Origin of the sequence: Peribacillus simplex NBRC 15720 = DSM 1321 (genome assembly GCF_002243645.1) — a bacterium.
Taxonomy (GTDB): Bacteria; Bacillota; Bacilli; order Bacillales; family DSM-1321; genus Peribacillus; species Peribacillus simplex.
In genome coordinates this window covers 455,712-474,639 of sequence record NZ_CP017704.1, presented here as the reverse complement: position 1 = coordinate 474,639, position 18,928 = coordinate 455,712, and the positions used below count along the sequence as shown (strand labels likewise).

The following is an 18,928-nucleotide window of genomic DNA, read 5'->3' as shown; positions in this document are numbered from 1 at the left end:
AATGATTAATCTAACGATAAAAGAAGCAATTCAAAATTATAGTGATGAATTAACAGAAATACGTAGAAAACTTCATAGCGAACCTGAGTTATCATGGGAAGAAGAAAACACAACTGCCTTTGTTTGTGACTACCTTGAAAAATTAGGGATTACTTATCGAAAAGCAGAACCAACAGGTGTTATTGCAGAAATTAAAGGCGGTAAGGCAGGAAAGACCGTAGCATTAAGAGCAGATATGGACGCCCTTTCTGTTGAAGAATTAAATAAAGACTTGTCGTATGCTTCAAAAGAAGAAGGAAAAATGCATGCATGTGGTCATGATGCACATACATCAATGCTATTAATTGCAGCGAAGGCACTAAACGTAATAAAAGAAGAATTACCTGGGAATGTGCGACTAATATTTCAACCAGCTGAAGAAGTAGCAACAGGTGCAAGGGAAATGGTTAAACAAGGGGCTGTCAAAGGTGTTGATAACGTTTTTGGCATACATATTTGGTCGCAAATGCCAACAAACAAAGTTGCTTGTACTCAAGGACCTTCATTCGCTTCAGCAGATATCTTTACAGTAACGTTTAAAGGAAGAGGGGGACATGGTGCAATGCCACAGGATTGTATCGATGCAACTATTGTTGCCTCTTCATTCGTCATGAATGTACAGTCTGTCGTATCAAGAACGGTCGACCCACAAAATCCCGCTGTTTTGACAGTTGGAAAAATGGTCGTTGGCACACGATTTAATGTCATTGCAGAAAATGCCGTTATTGAAGGGACTGTCCGTTGTTTTGATCATAAAACACGTGACCATATTGAAGAACAGCTTCAGATTTATGCTGAAAATGTTGCTAATATTTACGGTGCGACAGCAAAGGTTGAGTACTACCGTGGAACGCAAGCTGTCATTAATGATGAATACAGTGCCAAATTAGTGCAAAAAGTGGCTTCAAATGCGTTTGGTGAAGACGCAGTATATAATGAAAAGCCAACAATGGGTGGAGAAGATTTTAGCTTCTATTTAGATGAAGCACCTGGAAGTTTCGCTTTAGTTGGATCTGGAAACTCTGAAAAAGATACGGAATGGGCCCATCATCACGGGAAATTCAACATCGACGAAGATGCGCTTGCGACCGGTGCAGAACTTTATGCTCAATATGCATGGGCATATTTGAACGAATAACGGACTGGATAAAAGAGGGAATACGTTAATTACTAAAAGGTGTTTGAACGCCAGAAGGACGCCAATTGGCGGCCTTCTGGCGTAAAGGGTTAAATTTCACTAAAAGGGCTTTGCATACAGTCAAGAAGGGAATGGATTTTACCATTCCCTTTTTGATTTCCATTAACAAGGAATGAAATAACAAAGAATTCTTTTGTCGAAATTAAAAGTGAGAAATCAATTAATTATCTACAAAAACTTAAAACAACTTAAATTAATGCAGAATTCATTGCTATTAAAAATAAATAGACTTATAATTGGATCTATAGGGTGAGATCATGTAAATGGACGGGTGACTATTTCGACAAATATGAAAATGGATTGATATCTAAACAATTTGTTAAATAAATGATAAATCCAAAAACACAACTAGAAGAGATATGAATAATTGGAAGATAAGAGAAAACTCAATCAAATATTGGATGGTTGCCTCTTGTTCTCCAATGAAGTCTATTAATCATGATCATCTTAAAATACAAACGTACTAGAGGAGGATTTTACAGGTGAATCAGGAAAAGGAAGGTTTGTCCCGCAGAAAGTTTATAGGTAACGTCTGTAAAATTGGAAGCGCTTCCGCGGTTCTCGGTGTCACGGACACGATGGGATTGTTCATGCCTGAGATGGCAAGTGCGGATACTAGGAAGAAGGCTGGCCATATCACCAAAAAACCAGGAAAGAACAGTTCCTACATGTTGATGAATGTTCGATTGGAAAGTGGATACAAGTATAAAAATGGCCAGGTCGTCGCAACCGAAACCGTATTGAGGAACCTCCATATTGTTAAAGGCACCATTACCAGAATACTAGATACTAAGTCCCCTTATGGAAAAGGTATCGATTGCTACGACGCGAAAGGCATGTTGCTACTTCCTTCTTTTAGAGATATGCATATTCATTTGGATAAAACCTATTATGGGGGTCCTTGGAGAGCAGCTGCGACGAGGAAAAATGGCATTTTTGACATGATTACCTTGGAGCAGACACTGCTACTGGAGCTCCTTCCAACAGCCCAGGAGCGTGCGGAGAAATTAATTGAACTAATTCTTGGCTACGGCTCGACATATGTCAGAAGCCATTGCAACATCGATCCAGTCGTTGGTCTAAAAAATCTTGAGAAACTCAATCGGGCTTTAGCAAACTATTCAGATAAAATATCACATGAAATCGTTGGCTTTCCTCAACATGGCTTGCTTCGTTCAAATGCTCAGGGACTGATACGCGAAGCCATGCAGCTCGGAGTTACACATGTTGGCGGACTAGATCCAACCTTAGTTGACGGTGATATGGAAAAATCGTTGCAAACGATGGTACAGATCGCGGTGGACTACAAAGCAGGTATTGATATTCACCTTCATGAAGGTGGCGAAACGGGATTGAAGGCAATTCGTCGATTGGCTGATCTGACTGAGGAAGCCGGTCTGCAGGGGAAAGTGACGATCAGTCATGCGTTTTCGCTCGCTTCGTTAGGGGATGGCGCCGACGTAGAAATGGCAAAACGCCTTGCATCGCTGGGTATTTCCATTGCCTCAACCGTTCCGATAGGCAAAGACGTAATGCCGATTCCGCTGCTTCAGAAGCATAAGGTGAACGTCATGCTTGGTAATGATAGTATTACTGATCACTGGTCACCATTCGGGATTGGCGATACGCTGCAGAAGGCACATCTCGCTGCAGATCTGTATGGATGGTCAAACGAATACAACCTGTCTCGCGCACTTTCCCTTGCTACCGGCGGCATTACACCGCTAGACGAGTCCGGTAAGCAAATATGGCCAAAGGTAGGCGATGCCGCGACCGCTGTACTCATTCCAGCAAGCTGCTCGGCCGAAGCCGTAGCCCGCCTGCCTAAGCGTGCTGCCGTATTGCATAAGGGAACTCTGTCTTCGGGTTCTCTGGATAGCGTGAAGCCTAAGCTTCATACCAATTAAAAGTGTATGACATTGTTAATGAACCTTGGTAAAAAAGAATTGGGGATAGGTTCGATGAGCACATAAACGTTTAACCTTATAAAGGAATTACAAAATATAAATACCAATGGGGGAAGTTATGCTACAAAATATTGGAATACCAGGATTGATGCTAATTTTAGTGATTGCCCTTATTATTTTCGGCCCTTCAAAGTTACCGGAAATTGGAAGGGCGTTTGGCTCAACATTAAGAGAATTTAAAAAGTCTACAAGAGACCTTGTAGCAGATGACACTAATGCAGATGTGACCAATAAGAAAGAAAGCTAATCAAATAAATGAAGAGGGGATGTAGGATCTGTCTTACATCTTTTTTTCCTGGAGTGATGAAGTTGGAAAATCAAAAAAAAACGAGCATGATTCAGCATCTTGAGGAGTCACGTAAACGTATTATTATCACTTTAGTCGTTTTCACGCTGTTCCTCGTACTGACATTTATTTATGTTCAAGATATTTATAATATAATAGTTAAAGACTTGCCGTTTAAGCTAGCTCTGTTAGGACCGAGTGATATCATACTCGTTTATTTAATTATTGCCACCGTCGTTGCCATCGCGGCTACTATACCGGTTGCTGCTCACCAAACTTGGCTGTTTGTACGTCCAGCGTTAACACCAAAAGAACGCAAAGTTACTAGCGCTTATATTCCAGCACTATTTATTCTATTCACACTAGGAATCAGTTTTGGTTACTTTATTTTATTTCCGCTTGTACTAAATTTTTTAATGTCTCTATCAAACGACATGTTTACAACTTTCTTTACAACGGAGAAATATTTCCGATTTATGCTTCATATGACACTGCCTTTTGGATTTCTGTTTGAAATGCCGGTTGTCATTATGTTTTTAACAAGTTTAGGAATAATAAATCCATACCGTTTGCAAAAAATCAGGAAATATTCTTACTTTATTTTAATAGTTATTTCAATTTTGATTACTCCACCAGACTTTCTATCAGATATCCTAGTTACGATACCTTTATTACTATTATATGAAAGCAGTGTAAGCTTATCCAAATTCGTATATAAACGACATCAAAAGGAAAAAGAAGGTAAAAAAGAGATGTATGAATCTGTTTAAAAAGGGCCTGGCACTTGTCAATCAAATTAAATGAGAATTCTCAGGTAAAGGGACTTTAAGACGGTATAATCTCCATTTTAAGGGTAATGTTTTTTCATGCCTGCAATACACCTTTCCTATAGTCTGGTTATAAATATCAATAATTTAGTGGGATTTTACCAAGATATTACCCTGGCTGACTATCCCGATTTGGAATTCTGTTAACGAAATATTTTGATTAATGTGTTCAGTATTTACTAATAATCTACCCTCAAAAGCTTAATTATCCTTAAAATAATTCATGTTTCGTTGTGATTAAACTTGGATTAACTTATAATTAAATTTGCGAGGTGAGATCATGCTACAGGATGAACGACTAGACGCCATTATTCAATATTTAAACGAACATGACCGGATTGATATTGAAACAATTTGTAAAATAAATAATGTATCTAAAGATACGGCCAGAAGAGACTTAATAAATTTAGAAGAGGAGAGGAAGATCATTCGAATACGGGGTGGGGCGAAAAAGGCTCTGCTTTCCAATGAAGTCCATAATTATGGTGAGCGTATGAACATGGCATCGGAAGCTAAAAGTAAGATCGGAAAATTTGCAGCTTCTTTGATAAACGATGGGGATCATCTTATTTTGGATGCCTCTACAACAGTTCAATTTTTAGCTAAATATTTAACGAGCCGGAACAACACTGTCGTGACTAATTCGATTAACATTGCCAGTTCATTAAACCAAAGAGAAGATATAAAAGTTAATTTATTAGGCGGAACATTAAGTACTAGACACCAAGCCATTTATGGTTCAAGAGCCATTAGGGATGTACAAGATTATAAGGTGAATAAATGCATCATTGGTACTTGCGGAATATCTTCTGAAGGATTGTCTACTTCCATCGAGGAAGAAGGCCTCCTCGTTCACGAAATGATTAAGCGTTCTGACCAGGTTATTGTGATTGCAGATTCAACGAAATTTAATAAAACTTTTTTTCAAAAGGTGTGTGACTTAGACTCCGTTGATATAGTGATTACAGACAAAGTAGTACCAAAAAACATGCAGGAAATCCTAAATAAACATGTGGTAGAAGTGATTGTGGTTCCAAGTTATGAATGGGACCATTGAGTAATAGAAATTATGGGTTCGAGCTTAAAAGCTACTCCCTAGATATAAAAAGTATCAGTTGTCTTTATAATTCCCGCTTTTTAAGCTGAGGGACTTAGTTTGAGAGAAAAGGTATAAGATGTAGCGTTGAACGAAAAGCAACAAGATATGTTTGTGAATCACGTTGAAAAAATAATTCATGGAAAAAGGGCGCCCAAGAGGTGCTCTTTTTTTCAATGCTGGTAAATGCAAATAAACCTTCTGTATTCTTTCAATATCTCACTTATTGCCTATTAATGAAGATGTTGATAGATTCATTTTTTTCGAAAGACAGGGCCTTTGAAAATCCATTCATTATAAATGGGAAAATGGTAAAGTTAGGGGAGGATAGATGTTGTCTTTCAAACTGACCCTCTCCAATCGGTTGTAGCTGTCGTATGGAAGGAGGGAAATCAAAAAATAAATAAATTATATTATGGTAGTAAAAGTAAATGTGAGAATTAGAAGAACTTTACAAAAAAGGATTTGCGGAGGAGGAACACATTTGGGCAATTACTTATCAATCAGTGAAATGGCTTCCATTCACAGTATCTCAAGGCAAACACTCATTTATTACGATAAGATCGAATTATTTAAACCTGTACATATAGATGAACATGGTTATCGGTATTATAGTGCAGTTCAGATTCCGTTTCTAAGGGAAATTTGCTTTTTGAAGTCGATTGGCATCAAACTGAATGATATTAAGGACCATATAGGGAATCGGAATTTAACTACTGCTATGTCACTTTTGGAATTTCATCAAGAATTCATTGATAAAGAAATAAATGCCTTGATGAATACACGTACATTTATTCAGCAGAGATTAATGAAATATTCAGAAGCCAAAAATATTAAAAGTGAATTGGATAAACCTATTATAGAAGAATTTCCTGAAAGGCATGTCTTATTTATACCATTTGAAAATGAATTGTGCCGAGAAGAATTACATTTAACGCTGATGAAAGCTTGGAATGTATTAAGTAAACATGAGATGCTTCCGTCAGAGGGATTTGGCACGGTTATTTTAAAGGATAAGCTTGGAACGGATGATGTTTTCGAGGGTGCGGGAATATATACTTCATTACCCTTTATAGATCCTTATATGGATAACATGATGACGTTGCCTACTGGTCAATATGCATGTGTGTATAAATATGGAATGCCATATAACATTGCGTTTTTAAATGAATTGGTTCATTGGATCAGTGAAAATCAGTATAGAATTGTAGGGGACGTCGTGGACGCTTGCTTATTGGATACGACCTTTTACGAGAATGATAATAGTGTTGATTTTTGTCAGCTGCAAATCCCTGTAGAGAAAATTACTTGAATTTTCAAATATCCATTGACTGTATAGTAGAAATACACTTTAGAATATCAGTTGTAACCGATACCATATAGGTTATTTGAATTTGATTGATACATAGGATACTGGTCATAAAGTGATAGGGGGATTTTTAATGTCTGAAAAAATGAATAAAGTGACAGATTTACGTTCTGCCTTGGAACTACTGAAGTCCATTCCAGGACAATTGATTGAAACGGATGAACCAGTCAATCCTCATGCTGAATTATCTGGAGTTTATCGTCATGTCGGTGCTGGCGGAACAGTAATGCGTCCAACAAAAATTGGACCTGCCATGGTTTTCAATCATGTATTAGGTCATGAAGATTCAAGCGTGGTGATTGGACTTTTAGCCAGCCGGGAAAGAGTCGGTCTCATGCTGGATACAAAACCGGAGCGACTGGGGTTCCTTTTAAATGAAGCTGTAAAAAATCCAATTGATCCAATCATCATTTCAAATGATAAAGCTAAAGCTCAAGAAGTGGTTCACTATGCAGAAGATCCGGATTTCGATATCAGAAAGTTAATACCTGCGCCTACGAATACAGAGGAAGATGCAGGCCCGTATATCACCATAGGCATGTGCTATGCCTCCGATTCAGAAACGGGTGAATCTGATATAACGATACATCGTTTATGTTTACAAAGTAAAGATGAGATGTCTATGTATTTTGTTCCTGGCCGCCATTTAGAAGTTTTTCGTGAAAAGGCTGAAAAAGCAGGAAAACCGTTACCAATTTCCATTAGTATCGGTGTTGACCCTGCTATTGAAGTCGCTGCTTGTTTTGAAGCACCTACGACTCCCCTTGGCTTTAATGAGTTGAGTGTTGCAGGGGCGATTAGGAAAGAAGCGGTAGAATTGGTCCAATGCTTGACCATTGATGAAAAAGCTATCGCAAATGCTGAATATGTAATAGAAGGGGAGTTGGTTCCCGGAGTGCGCGTTCGGGAAGATCAAAACACCAATACTGGAAAAGCAATGCCGGAATTCCCTGGTTATACAGGTTCAGCTGTTGCGGACCTGCCTCTAATCAAAGTGAAAGCTGTAACGCACCGTGTCAATCCAATCATGCAAACAGTTATTGGACCAAGTGAAGAACATGTGAATATGGCTGGCATTCCAACTGAAGCAAGCATTCTGCAAATGGTGGAGAAGGCCATGCCAGGCAAATTATTGAATGTTTATGCCCATACTTCAGGAGGAGGTAAATATATGGCTGTTCTTCAATTCAAGAAAAGTCAGCCAAGTGATGAAGGTCGCCAAAGACAAGCTGCACTATTGGCGTTCTCTGCCTTTTCTGAACTAAAGCATGTATTCATAGTGGATGAGGATGTGGATCCCTTCGATAGTAATGATGTTTTATGGGCGTTAAATACTCGTTATCAAGGTGATGTTGATACGGTTTTCATTCCTGGAGTGCGCTGTCACCCGTTAGATCCTTCACAAGATCCCGCATACAGCCCTACCATTCAGGAAAAGGGGATTTCCTGTAAGACCATTTTTGACTGTACAGTACCGTTTCATTTAAAAGATGAATTTAAAAGGTCTAAATTTAAACAGGTAGATCCAAGGCGATTTGTGCCTGGATTCTCCAATGTATAAGTTCTCAATATTTTAAAGTTTCGATTCAATGACTAATGAATAAGGAGGGGAAATAATGAAAATCATTGTTGGGATAACAGGAGCGACTGGAGCCATTTTCGGAATTAGGATTCTTCAGATGCTTAAAAGCAGTGAAGTGGAGACCCATTTAATCATGTCCCCTTGGGCACATGCCACCATTCAACATGAAACTTCATATTCTGTTAAAGACGTGGAGGGATTAGCTGATCATTCCTATTCTTACAAAGATCAAGCAGCAAGAATATCAAGTGGATCTTTCCGGGTTGATGGCATGATCGTAGCACCTTGCAGTATGAAAACACTTGCTTCCATTCGCATGGGACTAGCGGATAATTTATTAACGCGATCTGCTGATGTCATGTTGAAAGAAAGAAAAAAATTATTACTAATGACAAGAGAAACACCTCTAAATACGATTCATTTGGAGAATATGATGGAGCTTTCCAAAATGGGGACTATTATATTCCCTCCGATGCCAGCCTTCTATAATCATCCTGAGAATGTTAACGATATCATTGACCATCTGGCTTATAGGGCGTTAGATCAATTTGAAATCGATGCTCACGGTGCGAAACGGTGGGACGGAATGAAATATCGCACCAAAATATAACAGATTACTAGTGAATTAATGAAAAAGGTGAAAAAATGAATGGGATGGAAATGTCAGAAGAGGTATTCGACTTGTTAAATGGTAAAGAACTTGTCGACAAGCAGCATGAAGCCATGATGCTGTTGACGGTAAGTGAAGAAGGATGGCCACATACTGCAATGATTAGCGTGGGTGAGATCGTAGCGATAAGCAGGAACGAATTAAGGATTGGCCTATGGCCGGATACTTCGACTACAGCCAATGTCATTCGTACCCATAAAGCTACACTGGTTTTGTTTTGGAAAGGTAAAGCACAATATATTCGACTTTCATTAGAGAGATTAAAAGAGCTGCCAAATGTCCAATACCAAAGAGAAAGATTCCACGCCAAAATAGTAGAGGCACGGGAGGATATTGCTAAGTATGCTGAAATAACCTCTGGAATTAAAATCGACTTGAAAAACCCTAAAGAAATTGTTGAACGATGGAGTGAGACCATAGAGGACCTCCTTCAATAAAATTCCCAGGTACCGAATTTAAGTTACTAAGAAATCAAAATTATCAAATTATAATTGAAAAAATTAGAACTTCATGTAAAATGGAATCATTACATGTATTTATATCTTGCCTATTCATTAATCATTAAAAAAAGCCCTTTTTTAATGAAAATTAATGAACTGACTGGCTATCTTAATTTCTCGATCAAGTTACCTTGATGGTGAAGTTAAGATAGCTTTTTTTATATAAATATGTAGGCTGGTTTATGTTAATAATCATGGAAATGAAGGAGTGTTACTATGGAAATGTATGTAAAGGAATTGGGGAATCAAAGAATCCAAATTGCAGATTATCCTGGAACAAAAGGGCCAATCATCGCCATACATGGTTTAACGGGTAATCATAAGCAAATGCATTATTATGCAGAAATGTTAAAAGGAGAGTACAGAGTCATTTCGATTGACTTAAGAGGAAGGGGAAATAGTTCAAGGGCAGATGTGCAGTCTTCTCTTTTCAAACATGCAGAAGATGTAATTGAGTTAATGCAAGAGTTAAAGATTAAAAATCCGATTTTAATCGGGTATTCAATGGGAGCCTTCATTTCAAGCGTTGTAGCCAGCAAGTTAAACTCGGTACAGGCCCTGATATTATTGGATGGTGCGGCCACTTCCTCTCAACAACAAAGGGACATCGTACAACCATCATTAGGACGATTAAGTAAAGAATATGAATCTCAAGAAAGCTATATTGCAGAAATTAAAGAAATCTATAGCCGTTTGGGTATCAAATGGACGGATCATCTGCAAAGTGTGGTGGAGTATGAGGTTCATGAAGTGGAGGGTCACTGGGAGAATAAATCTTCAGAAGATAGCATTCTTACAGATTTCAATAGTTTTTATTCTTTTGTCCCTAAAGAAGTTTGTAGACAAATTTCCTGTAAAACCTTATTGGTCTATGCCAGTGGGAAAATAGGGGATTTTCCTCCATTATTTTATGAAGAAGCCTATGATGATACGAAGAAATATACACCTGATATTGAAACAATCGTTTCAACTTGTAACCACTATACAATGGTGTTTGAAAATAGGGCGGAGATTAACAAAGAGATAAAGTCTTTCTTAAAACGAATTTGATTTTTTTGAAGATATTTTTAAAAAAATATTGTAATTAACAGAAAATAGTGTAATATTATGAATATATAATAAACTTAATTATTGCCTATTCATTAGCTATTAAAAAATAACCTTTTTTAATAACAACTAGTGAACAACTGGCTACCTTAAACACCTGCTGTCAATTATTGATAGTAATGTTTAGGGTAGCCATTTTGTCGTGATAATGTAAACGCTTAATGAATTTGGGGGTTTTATCGTTGAAAATCATTGATTTAACATTGGAACTTTACGATGGTCTAGTTACGAATAATGATTTACCTGCAATAGGGATTAAAGATGAACCTCTTGAACATAAGGGGAAATATGATTCACTTCCTAAAGGCTACCGTTCCAAGTTGATTTCTTTTTCTGACCATAGTGGGACACATGTGGATGTGGCTTCACATTACTCAGAAAACGGGGAGTCGGTTGAAACCATCAATCTGAAGAATATGTTTGGGGATGCCCTCATACTGGATGTAAGCATGTTAAAAGCGACACATGAACCTGTTACGAAAGATTTACTTGAAGAGGCCGAACGCAGGCAGGGAGTATATGTTGAAAAAGACGATATCGTCCTGATTAGGACATGGGGCAGATCATGGGGGGAAGAAGGCTTTTTTGAAGCGCAGGCATTAGATGATAGTGTGGCACAATGGTTAATTGAAAAGCAAATACATATTGTCGGGTTGGATTTGCCAAATGCCGATTTGAACCAAGATTCAGAAAGCGGAATTCATCAAAAGTTACTGAACAATGATATATATATCGTTGAAAATCTAGTGAATCTGGAAAAATTGCCTAAGCATTCTCGTTTTCTTTTTTTCGGGATTCCTTTGAAACTAAAAAATGCAACAGCCTCACCAATAAGAGCACTATCGATACTTGACTCTCAATTAATTTAAAGAGGTGCAGACGAATGAGCGAAGGATTATTGTATTTCAAAGAAGTTTATGATGTGGTACCAGGCTGGGTGCAAAAGATGCACGATTATAGCCCTAATGCACTTGATCACTATACCAACTTGCGCAGTAACATCATGCAAGAGGGAGCCTTGACGAAGAAGGAGAAAGATATATTACTGGTAGGCATGAATGCTGCGAGGTTGTATGAACGGAGTATGGTTTACCATACAAAAGGGGCAATGGATGGTGGAGCAACAGTACCGGAACTGGTGGAATACCTAATAGTTTCATACTTATATAACGGAACTAAGGCTTTGAAAACAGGGATAAAGTCTTTGGAATATGCCCTTACACTTAAAGGCATTCGATATCCCGAAGTAAGTGGCCATAAAGAAACAGCAGAAGAAATCCTGCATTATATGATTGAATTATTAGGTGATGAGGAGACGGGATTTGTCTCGAATGTTTTGAAACTGGTTAAATCGGAAGACCAAAACTCCCTCAAAGATTATATATTAAGTGATTCAGTCGTTTCAAAAAGGCTAAAACATATCCTGATGACAGGAATATTCATTACAGAATTAAAAGGGAAACAGGTTGGGGAATGGATGGAGGCGGCAAGGTTAAATGGAGCTTCGGAAGAACAATTAGCGGAAGTGGGACTAATTTGCTTATTGACTGCTGGAATACCTGCATGGTTTGAGGCAAGTGATTCATTAATTGAAAATAAGTAACGTGAGATTGGTGGGGAAAACATGACGAAGGTACATCAAGATATAGAAGCAGCTTTATCTTGTGTGAAGAACGGTCATACATTAATGGTAGGTGGATTTGGCTTGATCGGTGCCCCTCTTACATTAATTGATGGTTTGGCCAAAAAGAATGTAGCAGGCTTGACAGTGATCAGTAACAATTTAGGCGAGAAAGGGAAAGGTCTGGGAGTTCTCCTAAGCCAGAAGAAAATAAAAAAAGCGATCGGCTCTTATTTTACAAGCAATCGTGAAATTGGGGAGTTTTACCAACGTGGTGAAATTGAATTAGAACTATTACCACAGGGGACATTAGCGGAATCCATTCGTGCTGGCGGTGCTGGTATAGGCGGTTACTATACGAAAACGGGTGTAGGGACCGATTTAGCAAAAGGAAAAGAAGAAAGGGAAATAAATGGGGCTACATATATTTTTGAACCTGCCATAAGAGCAAATGTAGCTTTGATCAGGGCATGGAAGGCTGATACGCTTGGTAATCTTGTGTATTATAAAACGGCTCGAAACTTTAATTCGGTTATGGCAACGGCCGCAGATGTCGTAATTGCAGAAGTGGATGAGATAGTTGAACCTGGAGAACTCTCGCCAGAGGAAATTGTAACACCGCATCTATTCGTCGATGGAATTATTAAGGCAAAGAAAATCCTGACGAAGGAAGGTGTGAAAGATTATGGGTGAAAAAGAATTAATGCAAAACATGATAGCAAGACGTGCGGCAAAAGAATTGACGGGTCCTTGTATAGTGAACCTTGGAATCGGGATTCCGACCTTGGTTGCAAAATACATTGATGATGAAAATGTTTTTTTCCATACGGAAAATGGATTATTAGGGGTTGCAGAAGTGGATGAAGATAAAATCGATCCCAATTTAGTTAATGCAGGTAAGTTACCAGTAGGGGAATCGATTGGTGCATCATTCTTTAATAGTGCAGAATCGTTTGCAATGATCCGTGGAGGACACATTGATGTTGCTATCTTAGGTGTTTTGCAGGTAGGTCAAACCGGGGAAATTGCAAATTGGGCGGTACCTGGCAAGAATATCATGGGTGTTGGAGGAGCGATGGATCTGTTGGTTGGCGCCAAAAAAGTGATCGTAACAATGACACATACAAGTAAGGAAGGTAAAAGTAAAGTTTTAAATGAATGCAACTACCCCATTACTTCCACTAGGAGCGTTGACTTGATCATCACCGAGTTGGCTGTCTTTGAAGTTATTGACAAACAGTTGACACTGATAGAATTAATGCCCGGTGTAACGATCGAAGAAGTAAGAGCAAAAACAGAAGCAAATTTTATCTATTAAATTTTAAAAAGGTGGATTAAATGAAAATACGTTCAGTCGATGTATACATTATTGATTTACCCACAATTCGTCCTCATCAGCTTGCCATGCATACCATCGTGGAACAAACGATCATTCTTGCCCGTGTCATGGATGAAGAGGGTGCGGAAGGTTGGGCAGAGGTGGCGACAATAGGCGGGGCTTCATATGGTGAGGGGACACCTGAGGCGATAAAGGTGAATATTGATACATATATCGCCCCACTTATCATTGGTAAAAACCCCGTCCATTATGACAAAATCATGCATGAAGTTTCACTAAATGTTAGAGGAAATAATTTTGCGAAGGCTGTCGTTGAATCAGCCATGGTGGATTTAGTAGCTAGAAGGAGAAACATCCCTGCTTATGAATTATTCGGTGGACAAATTCATAAATCATTGCCAGTGGCATGGACTTTGGCAAGTGGTGATACGAATAAAGATATCGAAGAAGCGAAGGAATCCTTACACCAAAAACGTCATAATATCTTCAAATTGAAAATTGGCAAAGGTAATCCATATAAGAATGTGGAGCATGTATTGAAAATTATTGAAGCCGTAGGAGCTCAAGCACGCATTACGGTTGATGTTAATCAAGCATGGGATGAAACAACGGCTACGTATTGCATTGAAGCTTTACAGGAAGGTGGGGTTTCCATGGTCGAACAGCCGCTGCCAGCTTGGGATAATGAAGGGATGTCAAGATTGACCGAACGTTTTAAGGTCCCGATCATGGCCGATGAATCATTGAATACTTTACAAGATTCATTCCAAATAGCTAAACATAGAGCAGGTAATTCCTTCGCCTTGAAAATATGTAAACATGGTGGAATGACCCAAACGAAAAAGGTTGCTGCAATTGCTGAAGGTGTTGGTTTTGGTTTGTATGGCGGAACGATGATTGAATCATCATTAGGAACCGCCATTTGTGCACAACTTTATTCAACCATTCCAAAATTCGAATTCGGTACTGAATTATTTGGACCGTTACTTTTCAAAGAAAATATTACGCTAAACCAAATTAAATATGAGAATTATGAAATAATCATCCCGGATGGGCCAGGATTTGGCATGGAGATAGATATGGAAAAAGTAAAACATTTTTCAAGAGGTCTTTAATTAATATAAACTGGAAAGGGGATTATGGAACACCCACACTAGTTTATGCAAGTAATCTTGAGAGGATGTAGTTTTATATGGGACAGCCAACATTATTAATCACGGCCTATGCGAAGGCACCGCAAAATACGAGCATGTATGAAAATTATAAATACGCTGGGATGGTACTTGAAATCCACAAGGAAAGTCACATTATCATTAATGCAGAATTTACGTTTTTAACAACTTTGGCCCAGGATTTTTTTAAGCGAATGATAGTTGGTTTCGATTTTAGTAAAGATATTGATTCCTTAATAGAGAATATTAAAACGGACTTTTTAGCTCCATCGCAGCAGTCGGTAATTGTTGCCTTGAAAATAGCACACCAAAGATATAAGGATAGTTTAGAAGAAAGAAATAAAAATAGCAGGGGGTAGAAAATTGAGCAATGTAGTTATTATAGACTCGGTTCGCACCGCTATCGGGAAATTAGGGGGAGCATTGGAAAATGTTCCTGCCGATTTCCTGGCAGCTGCTGTCCTTGATGAAGTTATCAAGAGAGCGGATATTCCTAAAGAGAGTATTGATGAAGTGATTATGGGACAAGCGAAACAAAGTTCAGACGCGTCAAATTTGGCAAGAGTTGCATCGCTCCGGGCAGGTTTTCCTGTGGAAGTACCAGGTTATACCGTTCACCGACAATGCGGATCCGGCATCCAGGCGATCAATTCTGCAAGTCAACAAATACAATGCGGATTCGGAGATGTAATCATTGCAGGTGGAGCGGAATCAATGAGCACGGCTCCATACTATATGAGAAATATCCGTTTTGGGTTGAAATCAGGCAATGGACAGTTATTGGACCCGAATACGGAAAGCCAGCCAGGTTCACAGCCCATTGAAGAATACGGTATGTTAACAATGGGAATGACAGCAGAAAATCTGGCTGAAAAATATTCCATTTCAAGAACTGAACAAGATGAATTTGCTTTAAGGAGCCAAGAAAATGCAAGACGGGCAATTTCTACTGAAATATTTACGAAAGAAATCGTTCCCTATCAAATAAAAACGAAAAAGGGTGTAATCGAATTTAATGTGGATGAGCACCCAAGAGAAACCAGTCTGGAAAAGTTGGCTAGTTTAAAACCGTTTTTCAAGAAAAATGGAACGGTAACCGCAGGAAATAGTAGTGGAAGAAATGATGGTGCATCCGCTCTGATACTTATGTCGGAAGAAGCAGCAAAAAGGCGTGGTAAAAAGCCAAAAGCAAGAGTGATTGCTCAAGCGGCTGCAGGCGTATCACCGAATTTTATGGGGCTGGGGCCTGTCAACTCTACCTTGAAAGCGCTTCAAATGTCAGGGCTGAAACTGAATGATATTGATTTAATAGAACTGAACGAAGCCTTTTCTGCACAAGCATTGGCAGTAATTAAAGAATTGAAGCTTGATATGAATAAGGTGAATCCTAACGGCGGTGCCATTGCCATGGGCCATCCAATTGGTGCCACTGGAGCAATTTTGGCAACCAAATTGATACATGAGCTAGAAAGAACCGGAAAAAGATATGGGCTAATCACATTATGTATAGCAGGTGGATTGGGAATTAGTACCATTATTGAAAATAAACAGATATAAAAACTTATAAAAATTGGAGGAATTATTATGAAGAATCAAAAAGTAATCGACGTTTATAATGGATTGGTAGTTAAATTCAAGGAATTAGTTAGTGAATACGAAATTGATCATAATGACTATCAAGCTCTTGTTGATTGGATGGATCAATTAGGCAGGGCAGGGGAAATTCCGTTGTTTATGGATGTTTTCTTTGAAACTCATGCACTTCAAGAAATGTATAAAAGTGTAAAAGGAACTGAACCTACTATTCTAGGACCATATTACATTGAAAATACGCCAGTCGTCCAAAATCCTGGAGTGCTGCCACAACGTGAAAATGAACCAGGTGAAGCACTTTTCTTTTCAGGATCAGTGAAAGATGTTAATGGAAATCCGTTGGCAAATACCAAAATCGATATGTGGCAGGCTGATACAAATGGTGAATACTCATACTTCGCTGAAGGTATTCCAGATGATAATTTACGTGGTGTTTTTTATACGGATGCGAATGGTAATTTTGAAATTAAAACAGTTGTACCGGGTAATTATTCAATTCCAACAGATGGGCCTTCTGGTCAGTTCTTAAAGTGGATTGATCATCATTCATTTCGTCCAGCACATTTACATCTATTGTTCCAACCGGAAAATGGCGATAGATTAGTAACACAAATATATTTTGAAGGCGATGAATATTTAGAAAATGATGTTGCACAAGGTGTTCGTGGAAGCTTAATTACGAAGTTAGATAAACATTCCGGTGCAGAAAAAGGATTGAACAATGATTATTATACGGCTCATTTAGATTTTGAACTTAGATTACAAGATAAACCTGTTTTCAATAAAGCTGTCGTGAAAAACTAATCATCCCTATGAATACGCAGGCAAATATTCTCAGAAAAAAGGTTAGTAAATATACCTATGTATCCAACGAAAGTGCCTAAGTGGGTACTGAAAATGAAAGTAGTTTGCTAATGAAACAACCCACTCTTCGTTATCTGATTTTTTCGATTTTTCCGAGTTCCTATTTTGGAACTCGGAAAATACATTCTAAACAGATATTTTTAAAAAGATGGGAGGCGGAACATGCGTAGTGTAGTTGCTTCGGATATTATTGCTGCCAGTAAATTTAACCGCTTTCATTTACTTGTTTTTCTTTGGTGTTTTTATGCCATCGCTTTCGACGGGTATGATATTGCGATGTATGGTGTGGGTTTGCCTTGGATGATGGAAGAGTGGGGTTTAACTTCCATTCAGGCAGGGGCAGTCGGCAGTTATTCCTTATTCGGCATGATGATGGGTGCCCTGATTTTAGCACCGATTGCAGATAAATATGGTCGGAAAAATGTTCTCGTTATTTGTATGATTTTGTTCAGCGTATTTACCTTGGGGGCAGGGATTGCCCCTAACCTCACATGGTTCACCGTCATGCGTTTCATTGCGGCAATGGGCATGGGAGCTTTGATGCCGAATGTTATATCGCTAATGACTGAATATTCCCCAAAACAAAATCGGGCCATCATTGTAGCTGCGATGTATTGTGGCTATTCAATCGGTGGAATCATGGCATCATTAGTGGGAATGTATATCATTCCTTATACGGATTGGCGTGTATTGTACTTTATTGGAATTCTGCCATTACTTACACTTCCAATATTCATGAAGCAGTTTCCTGAATCCCTTTCCTACTATTTAGTAAAGAAGGAAATAAGTAAGGTTGTTGAAATCCTCAATAAAGTCAAACCAGAAGGGGATTTTAAAGAAACAGATGATTTCAGGCTTAGTGAAGCTGTACAGAGGGGGAAAGGATCTCCAGTAAAAAAACTATTTACGAACAAACGGACATTCAGTACGATTTCCATATGGGTGGCTGTGTTCTGTACATTGATGATGGCTTATGGATTAAATACATGGCTTCCAAAAATGATGCAGGATTCCGGATTCAGTATCACCTCAAGCCTTTCATTTAATCTGGTTTTATGCCTTGGTCAAATTGGAGGTTCCTTAGTAGGCGGTTATTATGCTGGAAAAATGGGACATCGTAAAATTCTTGTTACACTATTCTTAATAGGGGCCGTTACCTTTGTCGCATTGAGCGCTACGACGAATACCTTCGGAGTATATATACTGATATTTGTGGGGGGTGCCTGTACTGTGGGTGCCATGAACTTAGCCAATCCGTACATCACAGAATATTACCCCCGTGAAATCCGTACGACGGGTATGGGCTATTCGCAAGCTATAGGCAGGATTGGCTCAATTATAGCTCCTACTTTTATTGCCTTTCTTCTGACAACAGGCATGAATCCAAAGGTGGCTTTTGCTACATTTGCCCTTCCAAGTATCATCGCAGCGATCGGTTATCTTCTTGTCCAAGAAAACATGGATCTTTTGACAGGGTAGTCAAGGATGATAATGAAGAGGTAGAATCAGAGAAGACTGTAACTATCTAAAGAAATGATTCACAATTCAAAAAACAATCCCTTAAGTTGCTTAACTTTGCAACAAGGGTATCTGCTTTCAATGTTCCTTGGGGCTGCTCTTGAAAATATTAACTCAGATTGATAAGTAATTGCAGGAAACATACAAGCATTTATGAAATTTCAATTAAATTAGTAGAAC

At 38.6% G+C, this 18,928-nt stretch carries 19 protein-coding genes; all 19 read left to right on the top strand.

Annotated elements, in window-relative coordinates:
- The first annotated feature begins 1 nt into the window (after nt 1).
- The 19 genes from BS1321_RS02185 (at nt 2) to BS1321_RS02095 (ending at nt 18,709) form a co-directional block, all read left to right on the top strand.
- Nucleotides 2–1,177 (top strand): amidohydrolase, encoded by a 1,176-nt coding sequence (locus BS1321_RS02185; RefSeq protein WP_063236067.1) that lies wholly within the window; start codon nt 2–4, stop codon nt 1,175–1,177.
- Between the two features lie 728 nt (nt 1,178–1,905).
- Nucleotides 1,906–3,144, top strand: a complete 1,239-nt coding sequence (locus BS1321_RS02180) for an amidohydrolase (RefSeq protein WP_198319692.1) — start codon at nt 1,906–1,908, stop codon at nt 3,142–3,144.
- Nucleotides 3,145–3,262: 118 nt separating this feature from the next.
- A complete protein-coding gene (locus tag BS1321_RS02175; protein WP_063236065.1) occupies nt 3,263–3,451 on the top strand; it encodes a twin-arginine translocase TatA/TatE family subunit in 189 nt (62 codons plus the stop codon).
- A 56-nt stretch (nt 3,452–3,507) separates the two neighbouring features.
- The gene (gene tatC, locus BS1321_RS02170; RefSeq protein ID WP_063236074.1) at nt 3,508–4,260 is read left to right on the top strand and encodes a twin-arginine translocase subunit TatC; all 753 of its coding nucleotides are present in this window, start codon (nt 3,508–3,510) and stop codon (nt 4,258–4,260) included.
- A gap of 337 nt (nt 4,261–4,597) precedes the next feature.
- Nucleotides 4,598–5,374, top strand: coding sequence for a DeoR/GlpR family DNA-binding transcription regulator (locus BS1321_RS02165; RefSeq protein WP_063236064.1), 777 nt, complete (start codon nt 4,598–4,600; stop codon nt 5,372–5,374).
- A gap of 523 nt (nt 5,375–5,897) precedes the next feature.
- Complete coding sequence (locus BS1321_RS02160) at nt 5,898–6,725, top strand: MerR family transcriptional regulator (protein ID WP_094246561.1); 828 nt, start codon at nt 5,898–5,900, stop codon at nt 6,723–6,725.
- 130 nt (nt 6,726–6,855) lie between these two features.
- Nucleotides 6,856–8,343: a UbiD family decarboxylase gene (locus BS1321_RS02155; RefSeq protein WP_063236063.1), complete on the top strand. Its 1,488-nt coding sequence runs from the start codon at nt 6,856–6,858 to the stop codon at nt 8,341–8,343.
- A 55-nt stretch (nt 8,344–8,398) separates the two neighbouring features.
- Complete coding sequence (locus BS1321_RS02150) at nt 8,399–8,974, top strand: non-oxidative hydroxyarylic acid decarboxylases subunit B (protein WP_063236062.1); 576 nt, start codon at nt 8,399–8,401, stop codon at nt 8,972–8,974.
- A 35-nt stretch (nt 8,975–9,009) separates the two neighbouring features.
- Nucleotides 9,010–9,471, top strand: a complete 462-nt coding sequence (locus tag BS1321_RS02145) for a pyridoxamine 5'-phosphate oxidase family protein (protein ID WP_063236061.1) — start codon at nt 9,010–9,012, stop codon at nt 9,469–9,471.
- A gap of 279 nt (nt 9,472–9,750) precedes the next feature.
- A complete protein-coding gene (locus BS1321_RS02140) occupies nt 9,751–10,584 on the top strand; it encodes an alpha/beta fold hydrolase (protein WP_063236060.1) in 834 nt (277 codons plus the stop codon).
- A 239-nt stretch (nt 10,585–10,823) separates the two neighbouring features.
- Nucleotides 10,824–11,510, top strand: coding sequence for a cyclase family protein (locus BS1321_RS02135; RefSeq protein WP_063236059.1), 687 nt, complete (start codon nt 10,824–10,826; stop codon nt 11,508–11,510).
- A 14-nt stretch (nt 11,511–11,524) separates the two neighbouring features.
- Nucleotides 11,525–12,244 (top strand): carboxymuconolactone decarboxylase family protein, encoded by a 720-nt coding sequence (locus BS1321_RS02130; protein WP_063236058.1) that lies wholly within the window; start codon nt 11,525–11,527, stop codon nt 12,242–12,244.
- Nucleotides 12,245–12,265: 21 nt separating this feature from the next.
- The gene (locus tag BS1321_RS02125; RefSeq protein WP_063236057.1) at nt 12,266–12,955 is read left to right on the top strand and encodes a CoA transferase subunit A; all 690 of its coding nucleotides are present in this window, start codon (nt 12,266–12,268) and stop codon (nt 12,953–12,955) included.
- Nucleotides 12,948–13,580, top strand: a complete 633-nt coding sequence (locus tag BS1321_RS02120) for a 3-oxoacid CoA-transferase subunit B (RefSeq protein WP_063236056.1) — start codon at nt 12,948–12,950, stop codon at nt 13,578–13,580. Before BS1321_RS02125 ends, BS1321_RS02120 begins: the two co-directional genes overlap by 8 nt.
- 20 nt (nt 13,581–13,600) lie before the next feature.
- A complete protein-coding gene (locus BS1321_RS02115; protein ID WP_063236055.1) occupies nt 13,601–14,716 on the top strand; it encodes a muconate cycloisomerase family protein in 1,116 nt (371 codons plus the stop codon).
- A 77-nt stretch (nt 14,717–14,793) separates the two neighbouring features.
- Nucleotides 14,794–15,132, top strand: coding sequence for a DUF3870 domain-containing protein (locus BS1321_RS02110; protein ID WP_063236054.1), 339 nt, complete (start codon nt 14,794–14,796; stop codon nt 15,130–15,132).
- Between the two features lie 4 nt (nt 15,133–15,136).
- Nucleotides 15,137–16,330: a thiolase family protein gene (locus BS1321_RS02105; protein ID WP_063236053.1), complete on the top strand. Its 1,194-nt coding sequence runs from the start codon at nt 15,137–15,139 to the stop codon at nt 16,328–16,330.
- Between the two features lie 27 nt (nt 16,331–16,357).
- Nucleotides 16,358–17,170, top strand: coding sequence for a dioxygenase family protein (locus BS1321_RS02100; RefSeq protein ID WP_063236052.1), 813 nt, complete (start codon nt 16,358–16,360; stop codon nt 17,168–17,170).
- Between the two features lie 222 nt (nt 17,171–17,392).
- On the top strand, nt 17,393–18,709 hold the full coding sequence (locus BS1321_RS02095; protein ID WP_155726533.1) for an MFS transporter: 1,317 nt from the start codon (nt 17,393–17,395) through the stop codon (nt 18,707–18,709).
- Nucleotides 18,710–18,928: the final 219 nt, after the last annotated feature.

Excerpts from the sequence above, each read along its gene's own strand:
- BS1321_RS02145 (WP_063236061.1), top strand. The coding sequence starts at position 9,010 with ATGAATGGGATGGAAATGTCAGAAGAGGTATTCGACTTGTTAAATGGT.
- BS1321_RS02165 (WP_063236064.1), top strand. The coding sequence starts at position 4,598 with ATGCTACAGGATGAACGACTAGACGCCATTATTCAATATTTAAACGAA.
- BS1321_RS02140 (WP_063236060.1), top strand. The coding sequence starts at position 9,751 with ATGGAAATGTATGTAAAGGAATTGGGGAATCAAAGAATCCAAATTGCA.
- BS1321_RS02125 (WP_063236057.1), top strand. The coding sequence starts at position 12,266 with ATGACGAAGGTACATCAAGATATAGAAGCAGCTTTATCTTGTGTGAAG.
- BS1321_RS02175 (WP_063236065.1), top strand. The coding sequence starts at position 3,263 with ATGCTACAAAATATTGGAATACCAGGATTGATGCTAATTTTAGTGATT.
- BS1321_RS02100 (WP_063236052.1), top strand. The coding sequence starts at position 16,358 with ATGAAGAATCAAAAAGTAATCGACGTTTATAATGGATTGGTAGTTAAA.
- BS1321_RS02115 (WP_063236055.1), top strand. The coding sequence starts at position 13,601 with ATGAAAATACGTTCAGTCGATGTATACATTATTGATTTACCCACAATT.
- BS1321_RS02185 (WP_063236067.1), top strand. The coding sequence starts at position 2 with ATGATTAATCTAACGATAAAAGAAGCAATTCAAAATTATAGTGATGAA.
- BS1321_RS02180 (WP_198319692.1), top strand. The coding sequence starts at position 1,906 with ATGTTGATGAATGTTCGATTGGAAAGTGGATACAAGTATAAAAATGGC.
- BS1321_RS02095 (WP_155726533.1), top strand. The coding sequence starts at position 17,393 with ATGCGTAGTGTAGTTGCTTCGGATATTATTGCTGCCAGTAAATTTAAC.
- tatC (WP_063236074.1), top strand. The coding sequence starts at position 3,508 with ATGAAGTTGGAAAATCAAAAAAAAACGAGCATGATTCAGCATCTTGAG.
- BS1321_RS02120 (WP_063236056.1), top strand. The coding sequence starts at position 12,948 with ATGGGTGAAAAAGAATTAATGCAAAACATGATAGCAAGACGTGCGGCA.
- BS1321_RS02155 (WP_063236063.1), top strand. The coding sequence starts at position 6,856 with ATGTCTGAAAAAATGAATAAAGTGACAGATTTACGTTCTGCCTTGGAA.
- BS1321_RS02130 (WP_063236058.1), top strand. The coding sequence starts at position 11,525 with ATGAGCGAAGGATTATTGTATTTCAAAGAAGTTTATGATGTGGTACCA.
- BS1321_RS02110 (WP_063236054.1), top strand. The coding sequence starts at position 14,794 with ATGGGACAGCCAACATTATTAATCACGGCCTATGCGAAGGCACCGCAA.
- BS1321_RS02150 (WP_063236062.1), top strand. The coding sequence starts at position 8,399 with ATGAAAATCATTGTTGGGATAACAGGAGCGACTGGAGCCATTTTCGGA.